At 72.7% G+C, this 18,157-nt stretch carries 15 protein-coding genes; 11 read left to right on the top strand and 4 right to left on the bottom strand.

Going from position 1 to position 18,157, the window contains the following annotated elements:
- Window positions 1-95: 95 nt before the first annotated feature.
- The 8 genes from NNW99_RS08995 to NNW99_RS08960 all read left to right on the top strand — a co-directional run bounded on the left by NNW99_RS08995 (window position 96) and on the right by NNW99_RS08960 (window position 8,401).
- Window positions 96-2,855, top strand: a complete 2,760-nt coding sequence (locus NNW99_RS08995) for a DNA translocase FtsK (RefSeq protein ID WP_215118184.1) — start codon at window positions 96-98, stop codon at window positions 2,853-2,855.
- A gap of 260 nt (window positions 2,856-3,115) precedes the next feature.
- A complete protein-coding gene (locus tag NNW99_RS08990; protein ID WP_215118183.1) occupies window positions 3,116-3,964 on the top strand; it encodes a helix-turn-helix domain-containing protein in 849 nt (282 codons plus the stop codon).
- Between the two features lie 93 nt (window positions 3,965-4,057).
- The gene (rimO, locus tag NNW99_RS08985) at window positions 4,058-5,536 is read left to right on the top strand and encodes a 30S ribosomal protein S12 methylthiotransferase RimO (protein ID WP_215118182.1); all 1,479 of its coding nucleotides are present in this window, start codon (window positions 4,058-4,060) and stop codon (window positions 5,534-5,536) included.
- Window positions 5,533-6,381 (top strand): CDP-diacylglycerol--glycerol-3-phosphate 3-phosphatidyltransferase, encoded by an 849-nt coding sequence (gene pgsA / locus NNW99_RS08980; RefSeq protein WP_215118181.1) that lies wholly within the window; start codon window positions 5,533-5,535, stop codon window positions 6,379-6,381. Before rimO ends, pgsA begins: the two co-directional genes overlap by 4 nt.
- Window positions 6,378-6,800 carry a CinA family protein gene (locus NNW99_RS08975; protein WP_215118180.1) on the top strand — a complete coding sequence of 141 codons (423 nt, stop codon included), beginning with the start codon at window positions 6,378-6,380 and terminating at the stop codon, window positions 6,798-6,800. The genes pgsA and NNW99_RS08975 overlap by 4 nt, the downstream gene beginning before the upstream one ends.
- 109 nt (window positions 6,801-6,909) lie before the next feature.
- The gene (locus NNW99_RS08970; protein ID WP_003993396.1) at window positions 6,910-7,290 is read left to right on the top strand and encodes a helix-turn-helix domain-containing protein; all 381 of its coding nucleotides are present in this window, start codon (window positions 6,910-6,912) and stop codon (window positions 7,288-7,290) included.
- Between the two features lie 224 nt (window positions 7,291-7,514).
- Complete coding sequence (locus NNW99_RS08965) at window positions 7,515-7,985, top strand: Dps family protein (protein ID WP_215118179.1); 471 nt, start codon at window positions 7,515-7,517, stop codon at window positions 7,983-7,985.
- Between the two features lie 155 nt (window positions 7,986-8,140).
- Complete coding sequence (locus NNW99_RS08960; RefSeq protein WP_255961336.1) at window positions 8,141-8,401, top strand: hypothetical protein; 261 nt, start codon at window positions 8,141-8,143, stop codon at window positions 8,399-8,401.
- A 119-nt stretch (window positions 8,402-8,520) separates the two neighbouring features.
- Here the strand turns inward: NNW99_RS08960 and NNW99_RS08955 are convergent, their stop codons facing one another.
- From NNW99_RS08955 to NNW99_RS08945, 3 genes are read right to left on the bottom strand one after another with little or no spacing between them, the layout of a single operon-like run.
- Window positions 8,521-9,285, bottom strand: coding sequence for an SDR family NAD(P)-dependent oxidoreductase (locus NNW99_RS08955; RefSeq protein ID WP_215118178.1), 765 nt, complete (start codon window positions 9,283-9,285; stop codon window positions 8,521-8,523).
- Window positions 9,286-9,317: 32 nt separating this feature from the next.
- Window positions 9,318-10,148, bottom strand: a complete 831-nt coding sequence (locus NNW99_RS08950; protein ID WP_215118177.1) for an Fpg/Nei family DNA glycosylase — start codon at window positions 10,146-10,148, stop codon at window positions 9,318-9,320.
- A gap of 57 nt (window positions 10,149-10,205) precedes the next feature.
- Window positions 10,206-15,131: an ATP-dependent helicase gene (locus NNW99_RS08945; protein WP_215118176.1), complete on the bottom strand. Its 4,926-nt coding sequence runs from the start codon at window positions 15,129-15,131 to the stop codon at window positions 10,206-10,208.
- 130 nt (window positions 15,132-15,261) lie between these two features.
- Here NNW99_RS08945 and NNW99_RS08940 point away from each other — a divergent pair, with 130 nt between their 5' ends.
- Genes NNW99_RS08940 through NNW99_RS08930 form a run of 3 tightly spaced genes read left to right on the top strand, consistent with a single transcriptional unit; the run spans window position 15,262 to window position 17,146 of the window.
- Window positions 15,262-16,092, top strand: a complete 831-nt coding sequence (locus NNW99_RS08940) for an AraC family transcriptional regulator (protein ID WP_215118175.1) — start codon at window positions 15,262-15,264, stop codon at window positions 16,090-16,092.
- Between the two features lie 23 nt (window positions 16,093-16,115).
- Window positions 16,116-16,838 (top strand): AzlC family ABC transporter permease, encoded by a 723-nt coding sequence (locus NNW99_RS08935; protein WP_215118174.1) that lies wholly within the window; start codon window positions 16,116-16,118, stop codon window positions 16,836-16,838.
- Entirely contained in the window at window positions 16,835-17,146 is a 312-nt protein-coding gene (locus NNW99_RS08930) for an AzlD domain-containing protein (RefSeq protein ID WP_215118173.1), read from the top strand. Before NNW99_RS08935 ends, NNW99_RS08930 begins: the two co-directional genes overlap by 4 nt.
- On the opposite strand, the gene NNW99_RS08925 is transcribed toward NNW99_RS08930, so the two are convergent.
- Window positions 17,147-18,091: a hypothetical protein gene (locus NNW99_RS08925; RefSeq protein WP_215118172.1), complete on the bottom strand. Its 945-nt coding sequence runs from the start codon at window positions 18,089-18,091 to the stop codon at window positions 17,147-17,149.
- Window positions 18,092-18,157: the final 66 nt, after the last annotated feature.

The raw sequence follows: 18,157 nt of genomic DNA, 5'->3' as shown, positions 1-18,157 counted from the left end.
CGCGCGTCAGTTTCGCGCCTCTCCCGGAGCGACACGAACGGGTGAAGCCGTAGGCACACGTGTCCCCTGCCGTCTCCACCGGTAACCTCACACCCATGGCCTCACGTTCCTCCGCAGCCAAGAAGCCGCCCGCGAAGAAGGCGGCCGCTTCAGCGAAGGCTCCGGCGAAGAAGGCCGTTGCCAAAAAGGCTCCCGCGAAGAAGCCGCCCGCCAAGAAGGCCGCGGCGAAGAAGCCCGCGCCCAAACCGGCACCCAGCCCGACCGGGGGCATCTACCGGCTCGTGCGGGCCGTGTGGCTCGGCGTCGCGCATGCCGTCGGTGCCGTCTTCCGCGGCATAGGGCAGGGCGCCAGGAACCTCGACCCGGCGCACCGCAAGGACGGGGTCGCACTGCTGCTGCTCGGCATCGCGCTGATCGTCGCCGCTGGCACCTGGGCCGATCTGAAGGGCCCCGTGGGCGATCTGGTCGAGATCCTGGTGACGGGCGCCTTCGGCCGGCTCGACCTGCTCGTGCCGATACTGCTCGCGGTCGTCGCCGTGCGGTTCATCCGCCACCCGGAGAAGCCCGAGGCCAACGGACGCATCGTCATCGGCCTGTCCGCGCTCGTCATCGGCGTGCTCGGCCAGGTCCACATCGCCTGCGGCTCGCCCGCGCGCGGCGCAGGCATGCAGGCCATAAGGGACGCCGGTGGGCTCATCGGCTGGGCCATGGCGACGCCGCTGTCGTACGCCATGGGCCATGTGCTCGCCGTGCCGCTGCTCGTGCTGCTGACGATCTTCGGGCTGCTGGTCGTCACGGCCACTCCCGTCAACGCCATTCCGCAGCGGCTGCGGCTGCTCGGGGTGCGGCTCGGGATCGTCCGCGACCCGGCCGAGGACGAGTTCGACGAGGACGACGAGCGCTACGAGGAGCAGTGGCGGGAGGCGCTGCCCGCCCGGCCGCGCGGCCGGCGCACGCCGGCGCCCGCGGAGTACGACCCCGACACCGCCGAGCAGGAGGCCCTTTCCCGGCGCCGCGGCCGTCCCCGGCGGTCCGCCGTGCCGCAGCCCGACATGAACCGGCCCATGGACGCGGTGGACGTCGCCGCCGCGGCCGCCGCCGCGCTCGACGGTGCCGTCATGCACGGGATGCCGCCCTCGCCGATCGTCGCCGACCTCACCCAGGGCGTGACGGTGGGGGACCGCGAGGCGACCACGCCGACGCCCGTCCCGGCCGCGCGCCCCCAGCAGGACAAGGGCAAGCCCAAGCAGGACAAGCTTCTCAAGCAGGACGAGCCCGAGCGGGAGAAGCCGAAGGCGGGCGTCCGGGACCTCACCAAGGCCCCGCCCTCCGAGCCCCGCGACCTGCCCGCGCGCGCGGAGCAACTGCAGCTCTCCGGTGACATCACCTACTCCCTGCCGTCGCTCGACCTGCTGACGCGCGGCGGCCCGGGCAAGGCCCGCAGCGCCGCCAACGACGCCGTCGTCCAGTCGCTCACCACCGTCTTCACCGAGTTCAAGGTGGACGCCAGTGTCACCGGCTTCACCCGCGGACCGACGGTCACGCGCTACGAGGTCGAGCTCGGCCCCGCCGTGAAGGTCGAGCGGATCACCGCGCTGACCAAGAACATCGCCTACGCCGTCGCCTCCCCGGACGTGCGGATCATCAGCCCGATCCCTGGCAAGTCCGCGGTCGGCATCGAGATCCCGAACACCGACCGGGAGATGGTCAACCTCGGTGACGTACTCCGTCTGGCGGAATCCGCGGAGGACGACGACCCGATGCTGGTCGCCTTCGGCAAGGACGTCGAGGGCGGCTACGTCATGCACTCGCTGGCGAAGATGCCGCACATGCTGGTCGCCGGTGCCACCGGCTCCGGCAAGTCCTCGTGCATCAACTGCCTGATCACCTCGGTCATGATGCGGGCGACCCCCGAGGACGTCCGGATGATCCTCGTCGACCCCAAGCGGGTCGAGCTGACCGCCTACGAGGGCATCCCGCACCTGATCACGCCGATCATCACCAACCCCAAGCGGGCCGCCGAGGCGCTCCAGTGGGTCGTACGCGAGATGGACCTGCGCTACGACGACCTGGCGGCCTACGGGTACCGGCACATCGACGACTTCAACCGGGCCGTGCGCGAGGGCAAGGCCAAGCCGCCCGAGGGCAGCGAGCGGGAGCTTCAGCCGTATCCGTATCTGCTGGTCATCGTGGACGAGCTCGCCGACCTGATGATGGTGGCGCCGAGGGACGTCGAGGACGCGATCGTGCGCATCACCCAGCTCGCGCGCGCGGCCGGCATCCACCTGGTGCTCGCCACGCAGCGGCCGTCGGTCGATGTCGTCACCGGTCTGATCAAGGCGAACGTGCCCTCGCGGCTCGCCTTCGCCACCTCGTCGCTGGCGGACTCGCGCGTCATCCTCGACCAGGCGGGCGCCGAGAAGCTCATCGGCAAGGGCGACGGGCTGTTCCTGCCGATGGGAGCCAGCAAGCCGACCCGTATGCAGGGCGCCTTCGTGACCGAGGAGGAGATCGCGGGCGTCGTCCAGCACTGCAAGGACCAGATGGCGCCCGTCTTCCGGGACGACGTCACCGTCGGCACCAAGCAGAAGAAGGAGATCGACGAGGACATCGGCGACGACCTCGACCTGCTGTGCCAGGCCGCCGAACTGGTCGTCTCCACGCAGTTCGGGTCGACGTCCATGCTCCAGCGCAAACTGCGCGTCGGCTTCGCCAAGGCAGGGCGGCTGATGGACCTGATGGAGTCCCGGAACATCGTCGGACCGAGCGAGGGTTCCAAGGCACGTGACGTTCTTGTGAAGCCTGATGAGCTGGATGGCGTGCTCGCGCTGATCCGGGGGGAGTCTGAAGGGTAGGGAAACGGGACACGGTCGCCTCCCGGGGCCTGTACGGCAACCGGTGGCCGGATCGTGACTCACCCGTTAGGGATCATTGAGCAACCGTTTCCCTCCGGCGTACGTCAAGTTGAGGGAGGCGAAAAGGACCGACCCCACCATCGGAATGTCGGGCCATTCCGATGGCGTACAAAGTGACTCCGCCCGGTTGCCCCACCCTTTCCTACCCCCCCTAGACTGAACCTCCAGCACAGGCGGCTACACGCTCGAAAGGCGCCCCCGTGTCCATCGGCAACTCCCCTGAAGACGAGCGTCCGTTCGAAGACGAGCGCGTCGAAGACGACCGCGAGGAAGCCCGCCCCTCCATCGGCCGTGTCCTGCAGCAGGCGCGTATCGCCGCCGGACTGACCGTCGACGACATCAGTAGCGCCACCCGGGTCCGCATGAACATCGTGCACGCCATCGAGGCCGACGACTTCACCGCCTGCGGCGGCGACGTCTACGCCCGAGGGCACATCAGGACCCTGGCCAAGGCCGTCCACCTCGACCCCGCGCCGCTGCTCGCCCAGTACGGCGACACCCACGGCGGCCGTCCGGCGCCGACCCCGGCAGCTCCCCTGTTCGAGGCGGAACGCATCCGCCCGGAGCGGCGGGGGCCCAACTGGACCGCGGCCATGGTCGCCGCGATCGTCGTCGTGATCGGTTTCGTCGGATTCACCATGTTCCAGGGCGGCGACGACGGCGCCGACGGGGCCAATGTGGCCGACGGCTCCACGCCCGGTGCGTCCGTCTCCCCGACCACCAAGTCCAAGAAGCCCGCCGACCCCAAGCCCAAGCCCTCCGACAGTGCCATCGCGGCCGCGCCCCAGGACAAGGTGACGGTCCGGGTGGCCGCCGCCGACGGCCGCAGCTGGATCGCCGCCAAGGACCACAACGGCCGGATGCTCTTCGACGGTGTCCTCAAGCAGGGCGATTCCAAGACCTTCCAGGACAGCTCGAAGGTGCACCTCGTCCTCGGGGACGCCGGCGCGATCGACCTCTTCGTCAACGGCAAGAAGATCGAGGACGACTTCCAGCCCGGCTCCGTGGAACGTCTCACCTACACGAAGGGCGACCCCGAGGCCGGGTGACCGCGCCCGAGGGGTGCTCGACGTACGGGGTTGGCCGGGAACGGCCAACCCCGTCGACGTGGGGTGTCAGTGGGACGAAGTACTCTTGAGCCCATGCCTGAACGCCGTACCGTCGCACTGGTCACCCTTGGCTGCGCCCGTAACGAGGTGGACTCCGAGGAGCTCGCAGGCCGTTTGGAGGCGGACGGCTGGCAGCTCGTGGAAGCCGCCGAGGACGCCGACGTCGCCGTCGTGAACACCTGCGGCTTCGTCGAGGCCGCCAAGAAGGACTCCGTCGACGCCCTCCTGGAGGCCAACGACCTCAAGGGGCACGGCAGAACCCAGGCCGTCGTGGCGGTGGGCTGCATGGCCGAGCGGTACGGCAAGGAACTCGCCTCGGCGCTCCCCGAGGCCGACGGTGTGCTCGGGTTCGACGACTACACGGACATCTCGGACCGGCTCCAGACCATCCTCAACGGCGGCATCCACGCCTCGCACACCCCGCGCGACCGGCGCAAGCTGCTGCCGATCAGCCCGGCGGAGCGGCAGGAGTCCGCCGCCGAGGTCGCGCTGCCCGGGCACGCCCCGGCCGACCTTCCGGAAGGCCTCGCTCCGGCCTCCGGTCCCCGCGCGCCCCTGCGCCGCCGTCTGGACGGCGCCCCGGTGGCCTCCGTGAAGCTCGCCTCCGGCTGCGACCGGCGCTGCTCCTTCTGCGCCATCCCGTCCTTCCGCGGCTCCTTCATCTCCCGCCGCCCGAGCGACGTGCTGAACGAGACGCGCTGGCTGGCCGAGCAGGGCGTGAAGGAGATCATGCTGGTCTCCGAGAACAACACCTCCTACGGCAAGGACCTGGGCGACATCCGCCTGCTGGAGTCGCTGCTGCCCGAGCTGGCCGAGGTCGACGGCATCGAGCGGGTCCGGGTGAGCTACCTCCAGCCCGCGGAGATGCGGCCCGGGCTGATCGACGTCCTGACGTCCACGCCGAAGGTCGCGCCCTACTTCGACCTCTCCTTCCAGCACTCCGCACCCGGCGTGCTGCGCGCGATGCGCCGCTTCGGCGACACCGACCGCTTCCTGGAGCTGCTCGACACCATCCGGAGCAAGGCGCCCGAGGCGGGTGTGCGCTCCAACTTCATCGTCGGCTTCCCCGGCGAGAGCGAGGCCGACCTCGCCGAACTGGAGCGGTTCCTGAGCGGCGCGCGGCTGGACGCCATCGGCGTCTTCGGCTACTCCGACGAGGAGGGCACCGAGGCGGCGACCTACGAGAACAAGCTCGACGAGGACGTGGTCGCCGAGCGGCTGGCCCGGGTCTCGCGGCTGGCCGAGGAACTCGTCTCGCAGCGCGCCGAGGAGCGCGTCGGCCAGACGCTGCACGTGCTCGTCGAGTCCGTCGACGAGGAGGGCGTCTACGGCCGCGCCGCCCACCAGGCGCCCGAGACGGACGGCCAGGTGCAGCTCACGAGCGGCGCGGGGCTCCGCACCGGTCGTATGGTCGAGGCGAAGGTGGTCGGTACGGAGGGTGTCGACCTGGTGGCCGAGCCCCTGCAGGGTTCGTTCGCCTCGCCTGCGTGGAGTGAGGAGGCGGGCAGATGACCGGTGTCCCGGCAGCCGCGGCGGGAGGCGCCTCCGGCGCGAGGAGGCCCGCGTCCGGCGCGGCCTCGGGGAAGGTGCCCGGCTCGGCGGTCGGCCGTACGGCCGCGAGGTCGGCCGACGGCGGGACGTCCGGTACGGCGCACGGTACGAGTGGCGGTGGGGCTGTCGTCGGTGAGGGCTCGGACGGGGCCGGCGCCGACGCCCAGGGTGAGGACAAGAGCGGGCGGGGCGGGAAACTGACGGCGGCGGCCGTCAACCAGGCCAGCGTCTGGAACATCGCCAACCTCCTGACCATGCTCCGGCTGGTCCTCGTGCCGGCCTTCGTGGCGCTGATGCTCGCGGACGGCGGCTACGACCCGGCCTGGCGTGCCCTCGCCTGGGCGGCCTTCGCCATCGCCATGATCACCGACATCTTCGACGGTCACCTGGCGCGCACGTACAACCTGGTCACGGACTTCGGGAAGATCGCCGACCCCATCGCCGACAAGGCGATCATGGGGGCGGCGCTGATCTGTCTCTCCGCGCTCGGGGATCTGCCGTGGTGGGTGACCGGCGTCATCCTCGGGCGGGAACTCGGGGTCACCCTCCTGCGTTTTGTTGTCATCCGGTACGGCGTCATCCCCGCCAGCCGCGGCGGCAAGCTCAAGACCCTCACCCAGGGCGTGGCCGTGGGCATGTATGTGCTGGCGCTGACGGGGTGGCTGGCCACCCTGAGGTGGTGGGTGATGGCCGCGGCGGTCGTGCTGACCGTGGCGACCGGACTCGACTATGTGAAACAGGCCATTGTGCTGCGCAGGCAGGGAATTGCCGAGCGCAAGGCCGCGTTGGAGGAGAAGGAAGCGTGAGTTCCACGGCCACTGACGTGGTGCGATCACTCACGGTGAAGGGCGGAAAGCTCGCCGTCGTGGAGTCGTCGACCGGTGGCCTCGTCGCGGCGGAGGCCGCATCGGCTTCCAGGGCGACCCACGTCTTCCGGGGCTCCATGAGCGCCTGTCCCGCCGGCGTGACCAGCGGTGTAGCGGGTTCCCGGCCGCAGGACGGACGGGCCGCAGGGACGGACTTCGTCGCCGGGAAGGGGCCCTTCGGGTTTGATTCCGGTTCTGCCCGCGGCGGAAAAGTGGAGGCTTGGCGGTTGAACGGCGACCGCGAGGAAATTCGTAGAGAGAGTGTACGGAGCGTACTCGCACTGCTTCCGAAGGGGCGTGCGGGCGAACAGACCGGGAATGAGCGGGCACAGGATACGGAACGGAACGGGGGGTTTTGATGTTTGCAGCCCTGAGTGAACACGACATCGCTCCCCGCACGGCCGCGGCGCAAGGCGGTACGGTGGGGCGTAATGGATGCGGCTACGCGGTCCGAGGAGGGAGCCACCGATGATTCTGCTCCGTCGCCTGCTGGGTGACGTGCTGCGTCGGCAGCGCCAGCGCCAGGGCCGTACTCTGCGCGAAGTCTCCTCGTCCGCCCGAGTTTCACTCGGCTATCTCTCCGAGGTGGAGCGGGGGCAGAAGGAGGCTTCCTCCGAGCTGCTCTCCGCCATCTGCGACGCGCTGGACGTACGGATGTCCGAGCTCATGCGGGAAGTGAGCGACGAGCTCGCCCTCGCCGAGCTGGCCCAGTCCGCTGCGGCCACCCCCAGCGAGCCTGTACCCACGCCGGTTCGCCCGATGCTGGGTTCCGTTTCGGTGACCGGTGTGCCGCCGGAGCGGGTGACCATCAAGGCGCCCGCCGAGGCGGTGGACGTCGTCGCCGCGTGAGCGTTTTCGCGTACGCGGCATGAGACGAACGGCGCCGATCAGGCGCTGAGAAGTGCTGAGGCCCCGGCCGGGCCTCTCCGGAAGATCCGGAGGGGTGCCCGCCCGGGGTTTTCGCTTGTGCGGGGGCAGTACGGTGTCGGCTGCCCGTTTCATGTGCGTTTGCCGGTGTGGCGTACGGCGGTCATCGTTGAGGGGATGGCGGGGGGCAGTCCACGGAGGTGCGGATGTACGTCGTGAAGAGCCCGTTGTCCGACGCGAGTCTGAAGACCGTGTCGGAGGCGCTGCAAGGTGCGCTGGTCGACCTGGTGGATCTCGCCCTCGTGGCGAAGCAGATCCACTGGAACGTGGTGGGACCGCGCTTCCGTTCCGTTCATCTCCAGCTCGACGAGGTCGTCGACACCGCACGGAAGTACTCCGACACCGTGGCGGAACGCGCCGCGGCGCTCGGTGTCTCGCCCGACGGGCGTGCCGCGACGGTCGCCGTCGGCAGCGGAATCGGTGTGACTCCCGAAGGGTGGGTCGACGACACGACCGCCGTGGGTACGCTCGTCGAGGCGCTGGGCGCGGTGATCGCGCGGATGCGGGAGCGGGTCGAGACGACCGGCGAGCCGGACCCGGTGAGCCAGGACATCTTCATCGGGATCACAGCGGACCTGGAGAAGCATCACTGGATGTTCCAGGCCGAGAACGGCTGACGGAACCGGGTGGCGCAACCGGAGGACGGGCCGGCCGGGCGTGATGCCGCCCGGCTTCGAGGGGTGCGCGGTGCGCCTGTGTGCCGTTGGTGCGCCCTGCCCGCGGGTCCGGGCGGCCGAATAGCGTCGGGCTGGAGGTGGCGGCCATGACGGGGATGGGGCGCCTGGCGGTCCGGGGCTGGGGGGTCCGCGGGGCCGCGCTCGGCATGGGGGTGCTGTGGTGGTGGGCCGTGCTCCGGCTGGCGGTCGTACCCGGGGCCGGGGCGGTGGAGGCGGCGGTCGCGGCCGGGGGGTGGGGGTTGAGCGTGCTGCCGGTGCACTGTGTGCCGAAGGGGCGGGCGCGTGGGGTGCTCGGTGCGGGGCGGTGGCGGAGGGCTTGGGGGGTGTGGGGTGATCGTGGGAGGCGGGCGGGGTGAAGGTGGGGCGCGTGCGGGCGGCGATCGCCGGGGCTCTTGCGGGATGCCGGACACGCACGGGTAGATGCGGACTCGTGCCGGGGGCTGCGGGACGCGCAGAGGTCAACGCGGGGCGGTTGCTACCACGGCATTGCCACGCCCCCGTTCGGGCGGAGGATCTGGCCTGTGGTGAAGGCCGAGGCGTCGGACGCCAGGTGGAGGACCGCGTGCGCGATGTCCTCGGGCTCGCCCACTCGGCCCAGGGGTGACATGCGGGCCATGACGGACTCCGTGTGCGTCTGGGCCTCGCTGTCGTGGCGGTCGGTCATCGGCGTGCGGATCCAGCCGGGGGCGACCGCGTTGACGCGGATGCCGTGCCGGCCGACCTCCGTCGCGAGGGTCTTCGTGAGCTGGACCACCGCTGCCTTCGACGCGCCGTAGCAGAGCAGCCCGGGGCCGCCGGTGTCGACGGCGCCCGAGGCCATGGTGACGATGCTGCCCCTGGTGCCGGTGGCGATCATCAGTCGGGCCGCCTCCTGACAGGCGTACAGCACACCCTTGAAGTTGACGGCGAGCACCCGGTCGAGGTCCTCGTCCCGGGTGTCCAGTACGGGGCTGCTGTGCATGATGCCGGCGATCGCGGCCAGGGTGTCGAGGCGGTCGCAGGAGGTGATGGCCTGCCTCAGCTGGGAGCGGTCGGTGACGTCGAGGGAGTGGGGGTGGGCGGTGCCGCCGGTGTCCTTGATGAAGGTCGCCGTTTCGTGCAGGCCCTCGGTGTCGCGGTCCGCGCAGTGCACGGTCGCGCCCGCCTCGGCGAGCAGCAGGGCCGAGGCGCGGCCGATACCGCTCGCGGCCCCGGTGACGAACGCGGTGCGGCCGGTGAGGTCGTACGCCGTGACGGGCATGCAAGGACCGTACGAGCGGATCTGACGGGTCGTCAATTGCCTGGCGCGGGCCGGATGCGCCCGGCCGGGGCCGGGGTGGGGCCGGGCTGGCAGGTGGGACACCAGTAGGTCGGACGTTCGCGGGAGCCGTCGCCCTGGTCGGCGACGCGGACGGAGGTACCGCAGCGCAGACAGGGGCGGGGTGCGCGGCCGTAGACGAAGAGGTCCTGGCCGCGGTGGCCCGTTGTGCTGCGGACCGGGCGGTCGCGGTTGGTCTCCAGCAGCTTCTTGGCGAGCGCGGGCAGCTTCGCGGCGCGTTCGGCGGGCAGGTCGCCCACGGGGAGCCAGGGGGTGACGCCGAGCAGGAAGCAGAGCTCGCTCTTGTAGACATTGCCGATGCCGGCGAGGTTGCGCTGGTCGAGCAGGGCCTCGCCGAGGGGGCGGGCGGGGTCCTGGAAGACCTGGGCGAGGGCGCGGTCGGGGTCCCAGTCAGGGCCGAGCAGGTCCGGGCCGAGGTGGCCGACCACGCGGTGTTCGTCGGTGGTGCGCAGGAGCTCCAGGACAGGGAGGCGGTAGCCGACGGCTGTGCTGTCGGCGTTCGCGAGGATCGCGCGGATCTGGTGGCCCGGGCCGCCGGTCCAGCGGCGGCCGTTCGCGTAGACCTTCCAGGCGCCGTCCATCCGCAGATGGGAGTGCAGGGTCAGGCCGCCCTCCACACGGGTCAGGAGGTGCTTGCCGCGCGGGGTGACGTCGAGGACCGTGCGGCCCGTGAGGTCGGCTGTGGCGAACCGGGGCACCCGCAGGTCGCTGCGGGTCAGCACCTTGCCCGCGAGGGCGCCGTGCAGCCGCTTCGCGGTCTGCCAGACCGTGTCGCCTTCGGGCATGGGTCAAGGGTGGCATGGGGCGTTCGGGGGTGCCCCGGGAGTGTGGGGGTGGTGGGGTCAGGCGCGCAGGCGGAGCCCGCGGGGGGTCGCGATGAAGCCCGCTCCTTCCAGGAGGGTGCCGATGGGGGAGGTCAGGGCTTGGGTGCCGTTGACCCGCTCCACCGTGACCGTGCCGAGGGAGCCCGCGCGGGCCGCTGCGGCGAGTGCCTCCGCCGCGGTGCGCAGGCGGGGGTCGTCGGTGGGGGCGCCGTCGGGGTCGGCGGCCCAGGCCAGCAGGGTCTTGCCGCCGCGCTCCATGTAGAGCGTCAGCTCGCCCTCGACGAGCACCACCAGGGAGCCCGCCTTGCGGCCCGGCTTGTGCCCGGCGCCGGTCGGGGGCTCGGGCCAGGGCAGGGCGGCGCCGTACGCGTTCGCCGGATCGGCGGCGGCCAGGACGACGGCTCTGGAGGCGGAGTCCGGTCGGGTACGGCGGCCCGGGAACCCCGTGTCGTACGCTCCGCGTCCGCCGTTCTGCCAGGCCGGGGCGGCCTGCGGGGGGTAGTCGCGAGGCGAGACGTAGTCGCCGGGGGACGGCTGGGGCGGCGGGGTGTCCCAGGCGGCGCCGAAGTCGGGGAAGCCGTCGGGGCCGGGGGCGTCGGTGTGGTCGTGGGAGCGGGGCGCGTCGTCCGGCTCGGCGAAGTCATGGGCCGGGTACGGGTCGAGGCCGGGGCCCGGAGGGGGGCCGGGCAGGTCCGCGCCGCGGTCGCGGGCGTTGGACACCGCGCGCAGGCGGTCCACAGCGCCGTCCATCGCGAACTGGGCCGCGCCGAGCCCCTCCACCACATAGCCGCGGCGGGCCTGGCCGCTCTCCTCGAAGACGGACAGGACGCGGTACGTCGCCGAGAACCCGCCCTCGACGCCCTCCGCCGAGACCGCGCCCCTGGTCACCACGCCGTGCCGGTCGAGGAGGGTGCGGGCGAGGGCGTGGGCGCGCACCGTGGGGTCCGGCTCGTGGGAGGGGAGCAGGGACCAGCGGCCGGCGACGGTCGGCGGGCCGGAGCGGGACGCGGCGGGGCGGGCCGCGGCCGTCAGGGAGCCGTACCGGCCGCGCGGGACCGCGCGCTTGGCGCGATGGGCCGTGGAGCCTGCGGTGCGGCCCGAGCCGAGCAGCGAGCGCATGGGGGTGAGTGTGTCGTTGGTCAGGCGGCCGGACCAGGCCAGGTCCCAGAGGACGTCGGCGAGCTGGGGATCGGTGGCGTCGGGGTGGGTGGTGGCGCGGACCTGGTCGGCGATCTGGCGGAAGAACAGGCCGTAGCCGCCGGTCAGGGTGTCCAGGACGGACTGGTGGAGGGCGGTCAGCTCCAAGGGGTGCGGGGGCGGCAGGAGCAGCGGGGCCGTGTCCGCCAGGTAGAGGGAGACCCAGCCGTCCTTGCCGGGGAGCGAGCCGGCCCCGGCCCACACCACCTCGCCCGCGGCGGTGAGTTCGTCCAGCATCCCCGGGGTGTAGTTCGCCACCCGGGAGGGCAGGACGAGCTTCTCCAGGGCGGAGGCCGGCACGGACGCGCCCTGCACCTGCTCGATGGCACGAACCAGGCCGTCGATGCCGCGCAGGGAGTGCCTCTTGCCGATGTGCTGCCACTGGGGGAGGAACTGGGCGAGCGCGGCCGGTGCCACCGGCTCCAGCTCGTGCCGCAGGGCAGCCAGGGAGCGGCGGCGCAGCCGGCGCAGCACGGTCGCGTCGCACCACTCCTGGCCGATCCCGGCCGGGTGGAACTCGCCCTGGACGATCCGGCCCGCCGCGCTGAGCCGCTGGAGGGCGCCCTCGGTGACGGCCACGCCCAGGCCGAAGCGGGCCGCCGCCGTGGTCGAGGTGAACGGGCCGTGGGTGCGGGCGTAGCGTGCGAGGAGGTCACCGAGCGGGTCCTTGACGGGCTCGGTGAACGCCTCCGGGACACCGACCGGCAGGGCGGTTCCGAGGGCGTCGCGCAGCCGGCCCGCGTCCTCGATCGCCGCCCAGTGGTCTCCGCCCGCGATCCGGACCCGGATGGCCCGGCGGGCGCCGGCCAGTTCCTGAGCCCACTGGGGTTCGGCGCCCCGCTCGGCCAGTTCGGCGTCCGTGAGCGGGCCGAGGAGGCGGAGGAGGTCCGCGACGCTTTCGGCGTCCTTGGCGCGGCGGTCCTCGGTGAGCCACTGCAGCTCGCGCTCCAGCTCGGTCAGCACCTCCGCGTCGAGCAGCTCGCGCAGCTCCGCCTGGCCCAGCAGCTCGGCCAGCAGCCGGGAGTCCAGCGACAGGGCGGCGGCCCGGCGCTCGGCGAGCGGGGAGTCGCCCTCGTACAGGAACTGGGCGACATAGCCGAAGAGGAGGGAACGCGCGAAGGGCGACGGTTCGGCCGTGGTGACCTCGACGAGGCGCACCTTGCGGGACTCCAGGTCGCCCATCAGCTCGACGAGCCCGGGGACGTCGAAGACGTCCTGGAGGCACTCGCGGACCGCCTCCAGGACGATCGGGAACGAGCCGAACTCGCTCGCCACCTGCAAGAGCTGGGAGGCGCGCTGCCGCTGCTGCCACAGGGGCGTGCGCTTGCCGGGGTTGCGGCGGGGCAGGAGCAGCGCGCGGGCGGCGCACTCGCGGAAGCGGGACGCGAACAGGGCCGAGCTGCCCACCTGGTCGGTGACGACCTGGTCGACCTCGCCCTTGTCGAAGACCACGTCGGCCGCGCCCACGGGGGCTTGATCGGCGTCGGACTCCCGGCCCATCTTGAGCGGTTCCTGATCCAGCAGGTCCAGACTCATCAGATCGGCGTCCGGCAGGCGCAGCACGATGCCGTCGTCGGCGTGCATGACCTGCGCGTCCATGCCGTAGCGCTCGGAGAGCTTGGCGCCGAGCGCGAGCGCCCAGGGGGCGTGCACCTGGGCGCCGAAGGGGGAGTGCACCACCACCCGCCAGTCGCCGAGCTCGTCGCGGAAGCGCTCCACGACGATCGTCCGGTCGTCCGGGACATGGCCGCAGGCCTCGCGCTGCTCCGCCAGGTACGACAGCACGTTGTCCGCGGCCCACGCGTCCAGGCCCGCGGCGACGAGACGGAGGCGGGCGTCGTCCTGGGGCAGCGAGCCGACCTCGCGCAGGAACGCGCCCAGCGCCCGGCCCAGTTCCAGCGGGCGGCCCAGCTGGTCGCCCTTCCAGAAGGGCAGCCGGCCCGGTACGCCCGGGGCGGGGGAGACCAGGACGCGGTCGCGGGTGATGTCCTCGATGCGCCAGGAACTCGTGCCGAGCGTGAAGACGTCGCCGACGCGGGACTCGTAGACCATCTCCTCGTCTAGCTCGCCGACCCGGCCGCCGCCCTTCTTGGGGTCGGCGCCCGCGAGGAAGACACCGAAGAGGCCGCGGTCGGGGATCGTGCCGCCGGAGGTGACGGCGAGGCGCTGGGCGCCGGGGCGGCCGGTGATCTCGCCGGTGACGCGGTCCCACACCACGCGCGGGCGCAGCTCGGCGAAGGCGTCGGAGGGGTAGCGGCCGGCGAGCATGTCGAGCACCGCCGTGAAGGCGGACTCGGGCAGTGAGGCGAAGGGGGCGGCCCGGCGGACGGCCGCCAGCAGGTCGTCGAACTGCCAGGTGTCCAGGGCCGTCATGGCGACGATCTGCTGCGCCAGGACGTCCAGGGGGTTGGCGGGGACCCTGAGGGACTCGATGGCGCCGGTGCGCATGCGCTCGGTGACCACCGCCGCCTGGACCAGGTCGCCTCGGTACTTGGGGAAGACGACGCCGGTGGAGACCGCGCCCACCTGGTGGCCCGCGCGGCCCACGCGCTGGAGGCCGGAGGCGACCGAGGGCGGGGACTCGACCTGGACGACCAGGTCCACCGCGCCCATGTCGATGCCCAGCTCCAGGCTGGAGGTGGCGACCACCGCGGGCAGGCGGCCCGCCTTGAGGTCCTCCTCGACCAGGGCGCGCTGTTCCTTGGAGACCGAGCCGTGGTGGGCGCGGGCGATGACCTGGGGTGCGCCCTGGGCGGCTCCCGAACCGCCCATCAGCTCGGCGGGGGAGTGCTGCTCGTCGAGAGGCTCGCCGGTGGCCCGCTCGTAGGCGATCTCGTTCAGGCGGTTGCACAGGCGCTCCGCGAGGCGGCGGGAGTTCGCGAAGACGATCGTGGAGCGGTGGGACTGGACGAGGTCGGCGATCCGCTCCTCGACATGCGGCCAGATCGACGGGCGCTCGGCGCCCTCCGAGCCGTCGGACACGGGGGAGCCGCCCAGCTCGCCCAGGTCCTCGACCGGGACGACCACGGACAGATCGAACTCCTTGCCCGACTCCGGCTGGACGATCTCCACCTTGCGCCGGGGCGAGAGGAAGCGGGCCACCTCGTCGACCGGGCGGACCGTCGCGGAGAGGCCGATGCGGCGGGCCGGCTTCGGCAGGAGGCCGTCCAGCCGCTCCAGGGAGAGCGCCAGGTGGGCGCCGCGCTTGGTGCCGGCGACCGCGTGCACCTCGTCGAGGATCACCGTCTCGATACCGGTCAGCGCGTCGCGCGTGGCCGAGGTCAGCATCAGGAACAGCGACTCGGGCGTCGTGATCAGGATGTCCGGCGGGCGGGTCGCCAGGGAGCGGCGCTCGGCGGCCGGGGTGTCGCCCGAGCGGATGCCCACCTTGACCTCGGGCTCGGGCAGGCCCATCCGCACGGATTCCTGGCGGATGCCCGTCAGGGGGCTGCGGAGGTTGCGCTCCACGTCCACGGCCAGCGCCTTGAGGGGCGAGACGTACAGGACCCGGCAGCGCTTCTTGGGATCGGCGGGGGGCGGCGTCGAGGCGAGCTGGTCCAGGGCGGCCAGGAAGGCGGCCAGGGTCTTGCCGGAGCCGGTGGGGGCGACGACCAGCACGTCCGAGCCCTCCCGGATGGCCTGCCACGCTCCGGCCTGGGCGGTGGTGGGCGCGGGGAAGGCACCCGTGAACCAGGCACGGGTCGCGGGGGAGAAGCCCTCCAGGGCTCGGTGCGCATCGCTGGGCATGCGTCCATCGTGCACCCCGGCACTGACAACGGGGCCCGGCGGCGGTTCGGCCGGTGCGTTTCCGCAAGCGTCGCGGGCGCCGGAGACAAGCGACCGGGAAGCCACGAGCGGGGCGGCGGACAATGGCCGTATGACAGAGCGCGCGCGGCACTGGCAGTACGACGAGCTGCCCGGGGTGGATCTGCTGCGGGCCCGGTACGTCCGGAAGACGTTCGTCCGGCACACGCACGAGAACTTCGTGATCGCCGCCATCGCCGACGGGGTGGAGGTGTTCCACCACGGTGGAGGCGATCAGTACGCCGGGGCGGGGGCTCTCGCGCTGGTGAATCCCGATACCCCGCACACCGGGCGGGCCGGTGTGCCCGAGGGATGGCGGTACGGGGCCGTCTATCCGTCGGCCGACGTGGTGGCGGAGATCGCGGCCGAGACGACGGCGCTGCGGGGGACGCCGGGGTTCGTCAGCCCGGTGGTGGACGATCCGTACGCCGTCGCCCTGGTGCACCGGGTGCTGCGCGCGGCCGACGAGGGCAACGCCCTGGCCGCGGACACGCTGCTGCGGGTCGCCGTGACGAGGCTGCTCAGGCTGAACGGCGGGCCCATGCCGCGACGGGAGGTGCGGACGGCCGGGACCCGGATCGCGGCACGCGCGCGTGGTGTGCTGGAGGAGCGGATGGCGCGGCCGCCGACTCTGGAGCGGCTGGCGGCTGACCTCGGGACCAGCCCGTTCGCCCTGCTGCGGGCCTTTCGGGACGTCTACGGGATGCCCCCGCACGCGTGGCTCACGGACGCGCGAGTCCGGCGGGCACGGCGGCTGCTGGACCTCGGTACGGCGCCCTCCGAGGTGGCCGTGGCCGTGGGGTTCACCGACCAGCCGCATCTCAACCGGCACTTCAGCCGGATGGTCGGCGTGCCCCCGGGGGCGTATCAGCGGGAGCGCAAGAACGTACAAGACCCGCGGTAGCGGCTGCTCGTAGCGTGCGGGGCGTGGTGGATCGGACAGCTCTCAGAGATACAGGGACCGGTGGGAAAGCCGACCGGGCCGTCGTACGGGACGCACTGGGCGTCGGGGTGGCCGTCGGGCTGTCCGGGTTCGCCTTCGGAGTGACGTCGGCCGGCAGCGGACTCACGCTGCTGCAGACGTGTGCGCTCAGCCTTCTGGTGTTCACCGGGGCGTCCCAGTTCGCCCTGGTGGGCGCGCTCGCGGCAGGAGGCAGCCCGTTCACGGCGGCTGCCGGGGCCTTCTTCCTGGGCGTGCGGAACGCCTTCTACGGCCTGCGGCTGTCGCAGTTGCTGGCCCTCCCGCGCGCGGTGCGGCCGTTCGCCGCCCAGTGGGTGATCGACGAGACGGCCGCCGTCGCACTGGCGCAGCCCACGCGGCGTACCGCGCGGATCGGGTTCTTCGCGACCGGGCTGACCCTGTACGTCCTGTGGAACCTCACCACGCTGCTCGGTGCCCTGGGCGCCGAGGCCATCGGGGACACCGACGCTTGGGGGCTCGACGCAGCGGGACCGGCGGTCTTCCTGGCCCTGCTCGCGCCGATGCTTCGGACCGGCACCGAGCGGGCCGTCGCCGGGCTGGCCGTGCTGCTCGGGCTCGGACTGCTGCCCGTGCTGCCCGCCGGGGTCCCGGTGCTGCTGGCCGCGCTGGCGGCGCCGGTCGTCCTCTGGGCGGACGGCCGGCGCAACCGGCAGGAGGGCGGGGCGTGAACGTCTGGATCGCCATCGGTGTGACCGTCCTCGGGTGCTACGCCGTCAAGCTGGCCGGGCTGCTGGTGCCGGCCGGAGCCCTGGAGCGGCCCGTCGTCAAGCGGCTGGCGGCCTTGCTGCCCGTCGCGCTGCTCGCGGCCCTCACGGCCCAGCAGACCTTCGCCGACGGGCAGACGCTGGTGCTGGACGCGCGGGCCGCCGGGCTCGGAGCCGCCGCCGTGGCGCTGATGCTGCGCGCCCCGTTCCTGCTCGTCGTCGCGGCGGCCGTGGTGGTGACCGCGGGGGTGCGGGCCATGGGGGCGGGATGATCAGCCGATGGCGCGACCGTAGGCACTGAGGGTGCGCAGGGCCTCGATCGTCACGACCGACCGGGCCTCCAGAGCGGGGGCCGGGGCCCAGTGGCGCCATCGGACGGGCCAGCCGCCGTCCTCCTGCTGCCGGGCCGTGAGGTGGTCCAGGGAGCGGGACATCTCGTCGTCCGTGAACCACGCGCGCGCGAGGGAGCGCGGCGTCCTCGCGAAGTCGTACGGGAAGTGGTGCTCGCCGGCGGCACAGCCGGAGGAGACCGGATACGCCTCCAGGCGGTCGGGGTCCAGGGCCACGAGGCCCTGTGCGCGCACCAGGCGGCCCAGGCGGTCGGCGGCCGCCTCCGCCCGCGGGCGGTCGGGGACGGAGTCCAGGAAGGTCACGGCCGCCTCGATCTCGTGCGGATGCGACTTCTCCAGGGACTCGACCGCCTGCCAGCAGAAGTCCGTGGCCCGGAACAGCCAGGCGTGCCACACCTCGTTGCGGTGCAGCAGCCCCACCACCGGCCCGGTGGCCAGGAGGTCGCCGGGCGGATCGGCCACGACCGGCACGAAGGGGGCCGTCGGATAGCCGCGCCCGCTGGGATGGACCAACGGGAGCGCGCCGTCCGCCGTGGAGACGGACGTCAGGTAGCGGCACATGCGTTCCACGCGCTGGCCGGCGCAGCGCCCCACGGCGTCCAGGACGCGCAGCGCGTGGGCGGTGTGCAGCGGCTGGCTGACCGGGCCGCGCAGATCGGGGTCCAGCGCGTGGCCGTACCCGCCGTCGTCGTTGCGGTAGGCGTCCAGCGCCGTCTCCACCGGGTCGGCGGCGGCGCCGCGGAAGCGGTGGGCGAAGAGGCGCTGCTCCAGCACGCGCGCGGTGAGCCAGACGAAGCGCTCCGCGCGCGTGACAGGGCTGTGCGGCGGGCGCGTCGGGGGGAGTGTGGAAGCTCCTGTTTCGGCCATGGACCAGACCGTAGGACGGAAAGCGGCGCCGGCAGGCGGTCCTGGCTCAGGCCCACCCCCAGGGGC

It is taken from the genome of Streptomyces sp. CRCS-T-1 (genome assembly GCF_024442335.1).
Taxonomy (GTDB): Bacteria; Actinomycetota; Actinomycetes; order Streptomycetales; family Streptomycetaceae; genus Streptomyces; species Streptomyces koelreuteriae.
This window is presented reverse-complemented; position numbering and strand designations above follow the sequence as displayed.